A 15,310-nucleotide genomic window follows, 5' to 3' on the forward strand; every position below is an offset into this window, starting at 1 on the left:
TATCTAATAACAACTAATGTCGCAATTTTATATATTTATTGTCGTGAGTTTCTATTAAAAATAGATTAAGTCTGTGATAACTTATAGATAAATGTCAGAATATTATATAAGATGAATATAACATTTACACGCAAACGAAGAGTGCAGAACCAATCTGTAGAAGCGAAGCGTTCGCCTTTATCCCCGGATTTTCCCCATTAAAAAAGAATTCAAAAAATACGGGGATAACAGTGATCGGAAGATGGTACTGCAATCGGAGTGGCTGAGTGTAAATTTTACAGGTTCAGCTTATATCCAATGGAGGTAAGACAACAGTGACCATTCGAATTGGGAAAATTAGCATGTGGCATGTTCATGCATGGGATTACATCAAGCAGGCACAGGAACATGAGGATACAGTCATCGCCGCTGTTTGGGATGAAGATGCCAAGCGGGGGCAGGAAGCGGCTGAACGCTTAAACGTACCATTCTATGCTTCACTCGAAGATATGCTGGCCAAGGATGACATCGATGCCGTTATTGTAGATGCGCCAACCCGCATTCATGAAGAGGTGATCACCGCTGCTGCAAAAGCAGGTAAACACATCTTCACGGAGAAGGTTATAGCATCGACACAGGTGGAATCCAACAGAATCCTTAATGAGGTAAAGGCGAACAAGGTCAAAATGACAGTCTCCTTACCACGACTGAATGCCGGGTATACGTTAACGATTCAGGATGTACTTCACCAAGGATTACTTGGCAAAGTGACTTATGTTAGAGCGCGTTTATCCCATGATGGAGCGATTTCCAACTGGTTGCCTGAACACTTTTATGATCTGAAAGATTGTCAGGGCGGTGCACTGATTGATCTGGGCTGCCATCCAATGTATCTGACCAAACTGTTTCTGGGTCAGGAAGTAACAGCGGTTAATGCGAACTTTGGATACATTACAGGCAAAGAAGTAGAAGATAATGCCGTTGCAACCTTGTTTACGGATTCTGGAGCAGTCGGCGTTGTTGAAGCTGGTTTTGTGAACAGCCATTCTCCGTTTACGATTGAGGTTCATGGTACGGAAGGTACGCTTCTGTACGGAACACCTGATGAAAAACTATTGATTCGCACGAAAGCAGCACAGGGGCAGTACCAAGAGTGGAGTGAAGTTCCTTTGTCAGACCAAAGAGAAAGCGCATTCAATCAATGGGTTGCACATATACAGAATGATACGGATGCAACTGAAAACGTGCAGATCGCTATGGAGCTGACCCGTTTGATGGAAGCAGCGAATCTCTCTGCCAAAGAAGGGCGCAGAATCACTCTGAATGAGTTGAAGGGTTAGGTTTTATGAAGGAGGTGTGCAATCTTGAGCCTGTATCCTTATGAGAAAATGCTTGAACGGCAGGATCTCCTGGAAAGACTGGATATTCTAATGGTTTGGGGACATTATGAGATTCGCGTGATGCGATTTCATCTGACTTCTTTTCCAGCGGGCCGAGTTGTGGATTTCCATAATCATGCGGAGTTTGAGTTTCATTTTATCCCGAGAGGTAAGGGCAAAGTTATTCTGGATGATCAGACACATGCACTCTCGGAAGGTATGCTGTATTTGACTGGACCGGGTGTCGTTCATTATCAGGAGGCTGATGCCAAAGAGGACATGGATGAACTATGTCTTCATGTGGATATCGTTCACAAGCCAAGGGAACATGTCGATCCCTGGGAAGCAGCGGAATCCGAGGAAACGATGGAAAAGCTGAGAACGCTTCCGCTTACTCCGGTGAATGATTATCATCGGGCGATGCATTGTTTTTTGGAAGCCTACGAGGCATGTGATCAGAAATTGTTAGGTTATTATACGTCGATCAAGCAACTGGTCATCAGCATATTACTCAAAACCGTGCGAGCATACGACACCGGGGGGAATCGACCGGAAGCCCCTGTGCGGGATATGTCGGTGTATCGCTATGAGTATGCAGTGCAATATATGGAGGCGAATCACCCTACAGTGGTGACGCTGGAGCATGTAGCTGAGAAACTTCATATTAGCAGCAGACAATTGCAGCGAATCTTCTACCAAGTACAGCCGGAGATGCCGTTCAGCCGTGTACTGGAGGATATTCGTCTGCGCGCGGTGTGCCGCAATCTGGAGGAAAGCAACGTATCCATCGAGCAGATCGCTCTTGCTTCAGGATTCAATAATGCCAACTATTTGCATGCTGTATTTCGCAAACGTCTGGGGATGACCCCGTCGGCTTTTCGTAAAATGAAACAACCAATACTTAAGTGAGGGTGATTATATATGAGTAAAGTATATCGTATCGGAATTATTGGCTGTGGCGGAATCGCGAATGGTAAACATCTGCCGAGTCTGAGTAAACTGGATAATGTAGAACTGGTGGCTTTCTGCGATATTGTTCAGGAACGTGCGGATGAAGCCAAGCAGAAATATGGCTCTACTGAAGCCGAAGTCTACACAGATTATCAGGAATTGCTTAAGGATGAGTCTTTGGACATTGTGCATGTACTTACACCGAATATTTCTCATGCCGAGATTTCCATTGCTGCCTTGGAAGCAGGAAAACATGTCATGTGTGAGAAGCCAATGGCGAAAACATCTGCAGAAGCACAGCTCATGCTGGAAGCGGCGGAGCGTACCGGCAAGAAATTGACCATCGGATACAACAACCGTTTCAGAGAAGACAGTCAGTATTTGAAGAAGGTGTGCGAAGCAGGTGACCTGGGTAATATTTATTTTGCCAAAGCACATGCGATTAGACGTAGAGCAGTACCAACATGGGGTGTTTTCCTGGATGAGGAGAAACAAGGTGGCGGTCCATTGATTGACATTGGTACGCACGCACTTGATCTGACGCTCTGGATGATGGATAACTATCAACCAAAAGTTGTGCTGGGTACGACTTATCATGAGCTTTCGCAACGTGAAAATGCGGCCAATGCCTGGGGCCCTTGGGACCCAAAACAATTCTCCGTAGAGGACTCGGCCTTTGGCATGATTGTGATGGAGAATGGAGCAACGATCATGCTGGAATCCAGTTGGGCACTGAACTCACTGGATGTGGATGAGGCGAAATGTAGCTTGAGCGGTAGCGAAGCGGGTGCGGATATGAAGAACGGACTGCGCATCAATGGTGAGAAATTCAGCCGTCTATACACAAATGAGATTGAACTGAGTGCAGGCGGGGTAGCTTTCTACGATGGTAAGAGTGAGAGCGCACCGGATGTTGAGATGAGAAAGTGGATTGAAGCGATCGAGAACGATCAGGAGCCGGTGGTCACACCGAAACAAGCGCTGGTTGTATCTCAAATCCTGGAAGCACTCTATGAATCTGCTCGCACAGGCAAGGCTGTGTACTTGAATAACGGTAACGAAGCATAGAACAGACATAAAACAATAGATTACAAAACCCTTTGTCCTGTTATTTGGGACAGAGGGTTTTTGGTGTTTTGGATACTAGCTATTGGTCCATACCAGACTCTATTTCGGCACATATGATGAGAGAAAAATGAGCTGAAAAGAGGGTATGTCTTGACTAAACACAAAACGGGTCATGGTGTTTCCATTGTTGTATGTACCAATCGGCCACAATTTTTTGATAACATCCTGCAAAATTACAGTCGGCAGCGTTATAAAAGCAAAGAACTGATCATTGTCTTGAATCATGACAGTATGAATCTGGCATTATACCAAAACCGGGTTCGGAATCTTGCCAATGTTCATGTATATCAAGTTCCGGAGAGCATTTCCCTAGGACAAAGCCTGAACGCTGGCATGACAAGGGCACGCTTTTCGCTGATTGCCAAATTTGATGATGATGACTACTATTCGCCGTATTATTTAACAGAGCAGGTGAGAGAACTTAGACGGACCAAAAGTGATATTGTGGGCAAACATTCGTGCCTGGTCTACTTGGGGGCGTCCAAGACACTGTTGGTCAGATCTCCCGCTGAAAAGAATAAACCGGTTGAATTTGTACAAGGGGGCACTATTTTATTCAAAAGAGAGATCTTGAAAAAAGTCCGCTTCACGGACCGTTCAATAGGGGAAGATGTGACCTTCCTGAGACAATGCAGGAAAAGAGGATTCAAAGCGTACGCGACCTCTCCTTACAATTATGTCTATCACCGCAGACAGAACAAAAAGAGTCATACCTGGAGAGCAGATGACAGCTTTTACCTGAGGGGAAGCAAAAAACTTGCGGTTACAGAGGATTTCAGACCCTTTGCCAATAAGAAGTTATAGAGGAGAATAACGAAAGCGAAGATGCATCTGCTGAATGTAGATGCGTCTTTTTTGTGCCAAAATGCTTCAATTTGGAGGCGGTGAGAAAAAAATATGAATTTACTTGAAAAAAAGTATTGCATATAAGTTTAGTCGGAATTATATTAATGGTATAAGGTCTAGACCATATACAGATCGGAGTGTTTAGATGTCCAGTACGTTTTCATTTCGTTTTGAGAAAGTATCTACCAAAAAGGTTAGTGAATTCATTAGGGAACAACTGGAAGAAGCCATTATTTTGAAAGAATTAATGAGTGAAGAACAGCTTCCAGCCGAGCGAGATCTGGCAGAAATTTTTAACGTAAGCCGCATTACCGTTCGTGAGGCACTCTCTTCACTGGAAGAGAAAGGCTTGATAGAGAAAAGGGTGGGTGCCAAAGGCGGAACATTTGTACTGCCTCTGACAGCCAATTCGCATAAACGGACCAGAGAAGAAATTAAACGGGATTGGTCACAGATGCTGAAGGTGTTTGAATATCGAACCATCATCGAGCCGGAGGGAGCTTTTCTCGCTGCTGAGCGGATCACCGCAGGCGAACTGGAGCTGCTTGAGGGCTATATGGAACAAAGTATAGAGCCAGACTGTACAAGGGAATGGTTCAGGGCGCTGGATGTGAAATTTCATCTGACCATCGCCAAGGCTTCGGGGAATCCATACTGTGAGAGAGCCGTCAGACAGATCCGAACGAAAATTAATCCGGCGCTCGACCTGATGCCTTATGATGACCGGATCCGTACCGTCAATCACGGTGTACATATGGAGATTCTTGAAGCATTGAAAGCCCATGATAGCATCAAGTCTAAGGAGACGATGAAAAGGCATATCGAATTCTCGGCGGATGCAATCTATGCCCGTTTGGTTTCTGAATCGGACAAAAATGAAGGGAATGACAGCGAATGAATCGTTCAGAACTAATACAGCTGGCTCAGCCACTACAAGCCCAGTTAAGCGCTTGGCGCAGAGATTTACATCAGCATCCGGAGATCGGTTATGAGGAGCATCGCACATCCGCTATCGTAGCTGAGCATCTGGAAAGCCTGGGGTTGGAAGTTACACGCAATGTCGGACAGACAGGGGTTACAGGCCTGCTTCGCGGAGAGAGTGATGGACCAACCTTCGCCTTGCGCGCAGACATGGATGCTCTGCCAATCCAGGATCAAAAAGCGGTGGAATACCGCTCGCAAGTGGAAGGCAAAGCGCATCTGTGTGGACATGACGCTCACACCTCCATCCTGATGGGAGCCGCTCAATTGCTTACTGGCCTTGGAAGACCGAAATCAGGTAACATCAAATTCATTTTCCAACCAGCAGAAGAGGGACTTGCAGGTGCAAGAGCCATGATCCAGGACGGTGTTCTGGAGAATCCGAAGGTTGATGCCATCGCAGGATTACACATGACACCTGGACAGGACACGGGAACCTTGGGTGTAAGTCAAGGTGTTGCGTTTGCGTCAGCTGATCCCTTGATTATCAAGGTGTTTGGCAAGGGTGGCCACGCAGCTCGTCCGCATGAGGGTATTGATGCAATCGCGGTATCCGCTCAGGTCATCACCGCATTGCAAAATATCGTCAGTCGGATGGTTGATCCACTTGAACCGGCAGTAGTCACTATTGGCAAAATCACGGGAGGTTATATGGGAACAGCCATCGCCCCCGAAGTTGAGATGATCGGTACGGTTCGTACACTCTCACCTGCCATTCGTGAGCGGATGCCAGCTTTGATCGAACAGGTTGTTAAAGGGGTCTGTGATTCATTCGGAGCAGGATACGAAGTTGTCTACGGCGATGGATACCCTGTTGTCGTGAATGATCTCGGTATGGTTGACCTGCTAACAGAGACTTGTGATCAGGTTAATGCGGAGAAGGGATGGACTTATATCAAACCTTCTACAGGGGGCGAGGATTTCGCGTTTTATTGTGAACAGATTCCGGGTGTGTTTTTCAGACTAGGATCTGGGAATGATGAGGAACGTACTCGTTATCCACTCCACCATCCCATGTTTGATCTCGATGAGACAGCGATGCCTTATGGTGTGGGCATGTTGTCTGCAGTAGCACTTGAATTTTTGGCACGGAATACAACTTCTGAGGGGGAGCAATCACAATGAAAAAAAGACAATGGACAGGCTTGTGGATCACGTTACTGGCAGTCGTAATGGCACTCAGCGCTTGCGGAGGAAAATCGACAAGCACAAATGATAGTTCCGCAACAGAAGGAACGGGCAGTGGAAGCGCAAGTACAACCCTGACCGTTGCTGCGGCAACCGATATTGAGAGTTTCGATCCGCACAACAACAACAACACCTCCAGTGAGGCGGTTCTGGTCAACGTTTTTGATTATCTGATCAAAAATGACAGTGAACAGAAAAAAGTTGCGGGACTTGCGACATCATGGGATCAGGTCGATGATACAACGTGGAGATTCAAGCTGCGTGAAGGTGTAACCTTCCACAACGGCGATCCATTCACTTCAGCAGATGTAAAATACACGCTGGAGCGCGTAGCCAAGGACGAGACACTGAAACAAAACAGTTATTTCAAAAATATTGTAGAAGTTAAAGTGGTGGATGACTATACCGTAGATATTATCACGGATGGTCCAGATCCGTTGCTCCTGAATCGTCTGTCCAAAATGGGAGCAGGCATACTGCCAGCAAAATATATTGCGGATAAAGGATTCGATGCTTTCCTGAAACAACCGGTAGGTACAGGCCCTTATAAGTTCAGTAAATGGACCAAAGATGATCGTGTGGAACTGGTGAAAAACGAAAGCTACTTTGACGGTGAACCAAAATGGAATGAAGTGGTATTCCGCGTTATTCCTGAAGCCTCCACACGTGTATCCGAATTGCTTGCTGGTGGTGTAGATGTGGCGTCTTCCATTCCGTCCACTGACATTGCCCGGATCGAAGGCGAAGCAGATAAAAAGATTGTCAAAGCGCCAATCCAACGTGTGCTTCAGTTGATTTTCCGTCAGACAGAAGGCAGCATCACGGCTGATCCGAAAGTACGTGAAGCCATTGACCTGGCTATCGACAAACAAGGAATCGTGGACAGCATTGCCGGCGGAGCAGGTATCGTAACCCGCACATCCGTAACACCAGGCAACTTCGGTGCTGATCCTTCATTGTACAAAACGTCACTTTATGATCAAGCAAAAGCCAAACAGTTGTTGCAAGAAGCTGGCTATGCGGAAGGTGAAGCCGAGATGACTATCTCCGTATCCTCACAATACAAAGAACAGGCTGAAGTTGTTGCAGCGATGCTGGAACAAGCCGGATTCAAAATCAATCTGGATGTCCTGGAAGCAAGTGCATTCAGTGAACGTTACAGCTCCAAATCATTCAAAGAAATCTTCATGATTGGTATTGGTAACTCCTTGTTCGACGCTTCGAATAACTACAATCGTTATATGTTGGAAGAAGCAAAAGGCGAGTCGGATTACAACAATCCTGAAGTAGAGAAACTGCTTCAATCGGCATTGGTGAACATGGACCCTGCGTCTCGTGAGAAAGAGTATCAGCAAGTACAACAGATCTTCTCTGAAGAACGCCCAGCCGTATATCTGTACCAAATGGAAGGTGTCTACGGAACAAATGCTAAAGTGAACTTCGCGCCGCGCAGTGACGAGATGTTCTATGCTGACGAGATTACACCTGTTGCACAGTAACATCGGGTATAATAACCGGTCATTGAAAAGTTATGGCCGTGAACGGCAGGGACTGGATAACCATGTTCCTGCCGTTCTTTTTTAAGATGATAGAATTTATACGTTTTCAGCGGAGCTGAAGGATTCGATCATCGCAAGAAAAACTTCAACTAACTGCGGTCTGTCTTCTGTGAAAGTACGTCGATAAGTGTTTTTCTTTACAAGGGAGGTGAACAAGGAATGGGCAAATACGTACTTAAGTCATTACTACAGATCATTCCGGTGCTGTTCATTGTTTCATTAATTGTGTTCATTTTGGTTCGAGTCACCGGTGATCCGGTTGCGCTAATGTTGCCTGAAACGGCTACCGCTGAAGATCGTGCTGTCTTGACGCAGGCACTCGGTTTGGACCAGCCTTTATATACGCAATACGTGAAGTTTCTGGGCAGTGCGATACAGGGAGACTTTGGTCAATCTTTTCGCTACAATCAGCCTGCATTAGAGCTTGTGCTGGAGAGATTGCCTGCGAGCTTTGAACTGGCGGTAGCCGCCATGTTCTTTGCCGTACTTATGGCTGTGCCACTTGGCGTCATTTCAGCTGTCAAACGCAATACGTTTACCGATCTCATTATTTCAGGAATATCCGTCATTGGTAAGGCAATGCCAAACTTCTGGATGGGGATTATGCTTATCCTCTTGTTCTCCGTCATGCTGGGCGTATTGCCGGTATCCGGTCGCGGAGGATTGTCACATCTGATCTTGCCTGCATTCACGCTTGGCGTTGGACTGGCTGCGCAGATGACCCGACTGATTCGCTCCAGCATGCTAGAGATTCTCAACCAGGACTATATTCGAACAGCCCGTAGCAAAGGGCTAGGCCGGATGGTTGTCATTGTGAAACATGCGTTTCGGAATGGACTGATTCCGGTCGTAACGATTATGAGTTTGCAGTTTACAAGTCTGATCGGGGGCACTTTGATTACGGAAACGGTATTCTCCTGGCCTGGACTGGGTCAGTTGCTGGTTGCTGCAGTCAACACACATGATATGGCGATTGTACAGGCAGCGGTGTTTGTCATTGCCTTTATCGTTGTGGTAATCAACATCTTGACGGATGTAGCTTACAGGCTACTTGATCCGCGCATCAAATACGACTAGAAGGAGGTGCAATCATATGACAGGCAGCAATGAAATGCCAATTCCGGGTACAGAACAGGAACAAGACAATGGGCGTGCACCAACGGGATTTCGTTATATCTGGCAACAACTGATCATCAGCAAGACCGGAATGTTTGGTGCTGTGCTTGTATTGTTGGTTGTGTTAATTGCCATAGGTGCACCTCTATTGACGAGTCATGATCCGGCAGCGGTGAATCCGCTGGGCCGACTTAAACCACCAGCATGGCTTGAGGGTGGAACAGCCGAATACTGGCTGGGTACCGATAATCTCGGCAGAGACATGTGGAGTCGAATTGTATATGGTGCCCGGGTTTCCTTAATCGTGGGTATGGGTGCCGTGATTGTGTCAGGAATCATTGGCGCGATTCTGGGGCTGGTATCCGGATTCTACGGGAAATGGCTGGATGCAGTCATCATGCGTGTAGGTGATGCATTCATGGCGATTCCAACCATTCTGTTCATGCTCGTTGTGATGGCGATTGTTGGCCCGGGTATTACAACGTTGATTTTTGTCATCGGGGTGACGAACTGGGTTCCATTCACCCGTGTGGTAAGAAGTGAGGTTCTCAGTATCAAAGAGCGTGATTTTGTTCATGCGGCCAGATCGATTGGCGCGAAGAATGGAAGATTGATTCTGAAACACATTCTGCCGAATATCCTTTCATCCTTTATCGTCATCTGTGGTATGAATGTCGGCACAACGATTATTATGGAAGCTTCACTCAGTTTCCTGGGTCTAGGTATCAAACCACCTGATGTATCCTGGGGAGGGATGCTCAGTGATGGCAGACAATACGTTGCAACAAGCTGGTGGGTCGCTACATTCCCGGGACTAGCCATTACATTTACCGTACTCGGTGTTATTTTCCTTGGAGATTGGCTGCGTGATGTGCTTGATCCACGTACGGAGACAACCCAAAAATAAACGGAGAAGGGAGCAAACATTATGAATCAAAGACCAATTATGCCGGAGGATCTGAGTCACTATCGTTGGATCAGTCAGCCAGTAATCAGTCTGAACGGACAAGTGGCTTATGTGGAACAGACCATAGATCAGGATAAAAACGAATATAACACGCAAATTCGAGGGATTTCCCTCGATGGTGATGAAGATATTGCACTTTCGGATGGAACAAAAGATTCCTCACCTGCTTGGTCGCCGGATGGCACACAGCTCACATTCATTCGCTCAGTGGATGGGGGCAAAGGATTATGGACGCTCCATTCAGATCAAAAAGAGCCTGTCATGCTGATATCTCCCGCACGTAAAATATTGAGTTATACATGGTCGCCGAACGGGCAGTACATTGCGTTTACCAGCAAAGTACAACCGGAGGACCAACAGAAGAAAGCAGACGTCCAACAGGAGTCTGCACCTGTACTGCGAGGTAAAGTCTTCGAGCGTACAACGCCGAAGGCGGAAGGGGCTGGCTGGTGGGACGGTCAATACAGCCAGTTGTTTGTATATGAGATCAAAAGCGGGGAGATCACGCAGGTGACTTCCGGGCTATGGAATATCAGTGCTCCAGCATGGTCGCCAGATAGCAAGCAGCTTTCTTTCATTTCGAAGCAAGTAGAGGACGAGGAGCTTGATGCAGATCTGCTGTACTTTACGGATATATACAGCGTTCAATTGGGAGAAAGTGATCTCTTCAAAGTGACAGATTCCAGTCTGGCGATAAGCCAGTTCTCCTATTCATCTGATGGGCAGCAGTTGATCCTGATCGCCAGTGATCGTGAGTATGGAAGTGGGAGCCATAACAGCTTATACGCTGTCCCCGTTCAGCGGGGTGTACCCAGGATAATTGCACCTCAATTAGATATGCAGATGGGTAACGCAGCACTGGGGGATATGAAGTCAGCAGGTGCGTCTCCTTCTCCAATCTCGGATATCCATCATCCGGAACGCGGTGTATATGTACTCGGAACGCATAACGGGAATGTGGAAGTGTACCGCATTCGAGAAGATGGGGCGTGTCAATCCGTTACGGGCGCTGGTGAAAAGGATGTGTATCAGTATACCTTAACGTCAGATGGTACGTCGCTGGTTATCGCTGCGTTGACGGATGAACACCCTGGAGAGTTATATCGCGTGGATATCGACAGTGGTGAAATGTTCAGACTCACCCGCAGAAATGATGAATTCTTGGCTGAATTAGCTGTTAATGTGCCTCTACGTGTAGAGTTTAAGTCTTCCGATGGATGGCCGCTTCAAGGTTGGTTAGCCACACCGGCAATACGTGACACCAATGGGAAACTGCCACTGATTTTGCAGATTCATGGTGGACCCCACGCAATGTATACGGGAACATATAGTCATGAGATGCAGACACTCGTTGCGCAAGGGTATGCAGTGTTGTGGATCAATCCTCGCGGAAGTATGGGATACGGGCAAGAATTTGCCAGAGCTTGCCGTGGCGACTTTGCCGGAGGTGATTACCGGGATCTGATGGAAGCTGTTGACTATGCCCTGGCTACATATGATTTCCTTGATGCTTCACGTCTGGGTGTAGCGGGTGGCAGTTATGGCGGAGTGATGACCAACTGGATTGTAGCGCATACCCACCGTTTTAAGGCGGCTGTAACCCAGCGATGTATCTCCAACTGGTTGTCCATGTATGGAACGAGTGATATCGGAATTTCCTATGTTGAGGGAGTCATTGGTGGTAATCCGGCGGAAAACGCTGAATTCCTGTGGTCTCGCTCACCTCTTGCCCATGCACATCACATTGAGACGCCACTTCTGATCATGCACGGAGAGCAGGACTATCGGACACCGATTGCGCAAGCGGAGGAATTATATACTACGCTAAAACGATACGGCAAAAAGACCAGACTGATTCGTTACCCGGGTTCCAACCACAGTTTACTCAAAAGCGGTAAACCTTCATTACGTATCGATAGCTTCGAACAGGTGAATGCCTGGTTCAATCAGTACCTCGGGAATGAGGAGGGCGAGCAATGAGTCGAACTCAGCTGTCCATTCCTGTAGGGCTTCTTGTAGAAAATGTACTGACAAGTGGAGAATCAAAAGAAGTGATTATCGAATGTTTACAACGTCGAGACTATTCCCGTTTGTTGCCTCTGGTTAAGGAATCCGCGATGGATTTTGATGAAAGACTACAGACAGCAGCTGATATCGGAGACGATTGGGAAAAGGGGATACGTCAAGGTTATGAGTTCAAGTTTTTGCATATTAACGGGTTGAAACGATTGCTCGATTTCCGGTTTGACCGTAAGGTGGATCGGGATTACGTTCAAGATGAACTGTCACTGAAGCATATTCGTCTGACCACACAAGAGATTGAACTGCTACAATCGTTAATTGGTAGGCAATGGCTCGTGCAAGTAGAAGAAAAAGAGGCAGCAGAAGAAGGTAGAACAGAGGGCGAATCATCCTCCCACCTTCCTGTCCGTATTCAATTAAAATTCCCATAATAGACCAGCAGAAGCCGCGATGATCGCGGTTTTTTTGCTATGTACAGGTAGAAATGAGGATGACTGAATTCAAAAGTTGAAATCGGACTCTACGTGATTTATATTTATATTAAATGATATTATTATATATCAAAAATACAGGTATAAAGAGGGGGACCTAGGATGTCCATTCAAAATGTTTTGGGAAAAATTCAAATATCGGATGATGTGATCTCCAAAATTGTCGGCAAGATCGCGAATACTACCAGTGAGATTTCCTCCATGTCGACAGGACTTATAGATGGGGTCACCAAAAAGTGGAGCGGCAAAAGTCTGCAAAATGGCATTGATATCCGCAAGGTAGAATCCAGACTGGAGATAAACTTAAAGATTGTCGTTTGTTATGGAACAAAAGTGCATGAAGTCTGCAGGGAATTACAAAACAATGTGAGACTGCATGTTGAACAGCTGACCGGATTAACCATTGATACGGTGAATGTGATCGTTGAGGGGTTATCATTTAACCAACCTGCTGCCAAGCTTTAATCCAATTTCAGCTACCTAGAGGAGTGACAGCGATGAATAAGATTTCCATAACAAAAGCCAGTCCACAGTCCTTAGTCGGCGGGCAGCTAAATCAGATGGCACTTGAATATATGGCCTATTCGCTTGCAGGTACCAAGGATAAAGGCATTATAGAGAAAACATTTAACAAGTTATGGCGTTCGAATCAGAATCGATTCAGTCACCAGTACGCTTATGAAGCTAAAATGGGTAACCAAACGCTGGGCATGATCATGTGTTATCCGACCACTATAATGAACAAACTTGCTTTGCCAACGTTCTCCAAACTGTTTGAACTTCGTAAATGGAGCTTGATTAAGTATAATCTCCAACACTGGAAAGAGTTCTACTCCATGGTGACATTAAAAGAAGCGGAGAACGACGAGTACCACATCGGAACATTGGCTACGCTGCCTGAAAGCAGAGGTCTTGGTGTAGGGACACAGCTCATTCATTTTGCTGAGGAGCAAGCTATAACACAAGGTCTGTCCAAATCTTCACTTACGGTTAAAAAGGAAAATCTGCTAGCTATTAAACTCTACGAGCGTTTGGGATACCAGAGAGTAGGGGAAATCAATAAACCTTCGCTATCCCTGTACCGAATGTCCAAAATACTGGTGTAGTGCATTCTAATACGAATAGAAAAAAAGCAGCTAACTGGAGAGTTTCACATATATAAGCCCACATTGGAACAGTTAAAAGTGTGAGCTGGAGGGGCGCTTTATGCGTCTCTTTTTTAGTTTTCAGATTTTTCTCATAAAAAAAGTAACTTGACTTTTGCGGGTGTTTAAGCAGGTACTTGACAGGGGTGTGGTATAGTATAAAAAGTTCTTTTAATGAAGAAAGACGGAGAAATATACAATGTGGGGTGTAACCAGTGTATCAATATAAGGATCAGGAATATGAAGCAGTACATTTTGAGGGACGTGATCTACGCTATGGAGAACTCATAAGTTGTGTTTTCAAACAGTGTACATTTATGAACGCTTCTATGGAAGAAATCGAAACGAGTAACTGCCGTTTTATTGAGTGTGACTTCAAAGGGGCTTCCATGAATGGTTCGATTCATACGGAATCGGCTTTTGAAAACTGCACCTTCGGTGGTGCGAATCTCTTTGCTTCCAAATTCAGCTCCTGCAAGATGACAGGCTCAGACTTTTCAGGTGCGCAAATGGATGGCATCACACTAAGTCACGGCGATTGGTCTTACACAAATCTGAGACATACGCGATTGGGGAAACAGGATCTGCGAGGAATTCGTTTCTTTGAGGCTGACTTTACGGACACGGATTTCACCAAAGCAGATTTGAGAGACTGTGATCTTACCCGAGTTGTATTAAGCAGAGCCAAGCTGCAAGGGGCCGATCTTAGAGGGGCTAATCTGGAAGGAATCGATCTGAAATCACTGGATATCAAAGGTGTACGTTTGGATCGCGAACAAGCCGTTCTGTTTGTACGCTCGTATGGTGCAAAAGTAGACTAAGTTGAGTTGAACATACACAGCAGGAAGCCGCCCTTAAGGCGGCTTTTTTGACTTTGGAGCTTTCCGATTCAGAGAGAATAGGCAGGAAAAAGAGATCTAAACAAGAAGTAGTTAACATAAGTTTCAACTAAAAGGAGGTTATCATGACCGTCACATTAATTATTTTTGTTGCTATTATTGTCTTTGGGCTTATAACAGGCACGATCACTACGATTATGGCATTTAAACTGTTACGTAACAATGAAGAGAAACATCACCTTCGCAAGAGCATTCTGATGGACGGAATTCCAACAGAAGCAATAATTCATGATATTGTACAGACATCATCCAGTAGGGATGGAAGGCCTGGCGTGCGATTGGATTTGACTGTAACCCAAGTTGACGGCCGCACCTTCCCAACAATTGTAGAGACTTATATTCCAATCACACATATTCCCCATTTTCAGAAAGGAAATGTCATTAACGTAAGATACATTGCGATGGGGAATGAACGAAAAGTTGAGGTAGAGGATGCCTACCTTCCGTGAGGTGCCGCATGGCGGTAAGCTTCGGTTATCAGGCATATCAAAAACCATTACCTGAAACAACACAGGTAGTGGTTTTTGATGTTAATTTCAATTGAGTTAATCCTCTTCTTTTGACAAATTTCTAACGATCAGAAAAATAGCAAATATACCTAATAAAATAACAATTCCATTGGTTATCGGAAACCACATAATCGTATATACCTCGCTTTG

At 45.8% G+C, this 15,310-nt stretch carries 15 protein-coding genes; all 15 read left to right on the top strand.

Annotation, left to right across the window (positions count from 1 at the left end):
• Positions 1 to 314: 314 nt before the first annotated feature.
• Positions 315 to 1,319: a Gfo/Idh/MocA family protein gene (locus tag MHI12_RS13835; protein ID WP_405172696.1), complete on the top strand. Its 1,005-nt coding sequence runs from the start codon at positions 315 to 317 to the stop codon at positions 1,317 to 1,319.
• A 24-nt stretch (positions 1,320 to 1,343) separates the two neighbouring features.
• The gene (locus MHI12_RS13840; RefSeq protein WP_245838080.1) at positions 1,344 to 2,267 is read left to right on the top strand and encodes a helix-turn-helix domain-containing protein; all 924 of its coding nucleotides are present in this window, start codon (positions 1,344 to 1,346) and stop codon (positions 2,265 to 2,267) included.
• 12 nt (positions 2,268 to 2,279) lie between these two features.
• Positions 2,280 to 3,377, top strand: a complete 1,098-nt coding sequence (locus MHI12_RS13845) for a Gfo/Idh/MocA family protein (protein ID WP_405172697.1) — start codon at positions 2,280 to 2,282, stop codon at positions 3,375 to 3,377.
• Positions 3,378 to 3,527: 150 nt separating this feature from the next.
• Positions 3,528 to 4,241, top strand: a complete 714-nt coding sequence (locus MHI12_RS13850; protein WP_405172698.1) for a glycosyltransferase — start codon at positions 3,528 to 3,530, stop codon at positions 4,239 to 4,241.
• A gap of 187 nt (positions 4,242 to 4,428) precedes the next feature.
• A complete protein-coding gene (locus tag MHI12_RS13855) occupies positions 4,429 to 5,181 on the top strand; it encodes a FadR/GntR family transcriptional regulator (protein ID WP_036670784.1) in 753 nt (250 codons plus the stop codon).
• The gene (locus MHI12_RS13860; protein ID WP_405172699.1) at positions 5,178 to 6,389 is read left to right on the top strand and encodes a M20 family metallopeptidase; all 1,212 of its coding nucleotides are present in this window, start codon (positions 5,178 to 5,180) and stop codon (positions 6,387 to 6,389) included. The genes MHI12_RS13855 and MHI12_RS13860 overlap by 4 nt, the downstream gene beginning before the upstream one ends.
• Complete coding sequence (locus MHI12_RS13865) at positions 6,386 to 7,951, top strand: ABC transporter substrate-binding protein (RefSeq protein ID WP_405172700.1); 1,566 nt, start codon at positions 6,386 to 6,388, stop codon at positions 7,949 to 7,951. The genes MHI12_RS13860 and MHI12_RS13865 overlap by 4 nt, the downstream gene beginning before the upstream one ends.
• A gap of 219 nt (positions 7,952 to 8,170) precedes the next feature.
• On the top strand, positions 8,171 to 9,088 hold the full coding sequence (locus MHI12_RS13870) for an ABC transporter permease (RefSeq protein ID WP_405172701.1): 918 nt from the start codon (positions 8,171 to 8,173) through the stop codon (positions 9,086 to 9,088).
• A 16-nt stretch (positions 9,089 to 9,104) separates the two neighbouring features.
• The gene (locus tag MHI12_RS13875) at positions 9,105 to 10,034 is read left to right on the top strand and encodes an ABC transporter permease (RefSeq protein ID WP_310335051.1); all 930 of its coding nucleotides are present in this window, start codon (positions 9,105 to 9,107) and stop codon (positions 10,032 to 10,034) included.
• Between the two features lie 21 nt (positions 10,035 to 10,055).
• Complete coding sequence (locus MHI12_RS13880; RefSeq protein ID WP_405172702.1) at positions 10,056 to 12,074, top strand: prolyl oligopeptidase family serine peptidase; 2,019 nt, start codon at positions 10,056 to 10,058, stop codon at positions 12,072 to 12,074.
• Positions 12,071 to 12,547: a hypothetical protein gene (locus MHI12_RS13885; protein ID WP_405172703.1), complete on the top strand. Its 477-nt coding sequence runs from the start codon at positions 12,071 to 12,073 to the stop codon at positions 12,545 to 12,547. Before MHI12_RS13880 ends, MHI12_RS13885 begins: the two co-directional genes overlap by 4 nt.
• A 162-nt stretch (positions 12,548 to 12,709) precedes the next feature.
• Entirely contained in the window at positions 12,710 to 13,072 is a 363-nt protein-coding gene (locus tag MHI12_RS13890) for an Asp23/Gls24 family envelope stress response protein (protein WP_405172704.1), read from the top strand.
• A 32-nt stretch (positions 13,073 to 13,104) separates the two neighbouring features.
• Entirely contained in the window at positions 13,105 to 13,713 is a 609-nt protein-coding gene (locus MHI12_RS13895; RefSeq protein WP_353884116.1) for a GNAT family N-acetyltransferase, read from the top strand.
• 254 nt (positions 13,714 to 13,967) lie between these two features.
• Positions 13,968 to 14,573: a pentapeptide repeat-containing protein gene (locus MHI12_RS13900; RefSeq protein WP_036608249.1), complete on the top strand. Its 606-nt coding sequence runs from the start codon at positions 13,968 to 13,970 to the stop codon at positions 14,571 to 14,573.
• A 143-nt stretch (positions 14,574 to 14,716) separates the two neighbouring features.
• The gene (locus MHI12_RS13905; RefSeq protein WP_405172705.1) at positions 14,717 to 15,100 is read left to right on the top strand and encodes a hypothetical protein; all 384 of its coding nucleotides are present in this window, start codon (positions 14,717 to 14,719) and stop codon (positions 15,098 to 15,100) included.
• The last annotated feature ends 210 nt before the right edge of the window (positions 15,101 to 15,310 follow it).

The organism is Paenibacillus sp. FSL H8-0280 (genome assembly GCF_045040665.1).
In the GTDB taxonomy this organism is placed as follows: Bacteria; Bacillota; Bacilli; order Paenibacillales; family Paenibacillaceae; genus Paenibacillus; species Paenibacillus xylanexedens_A.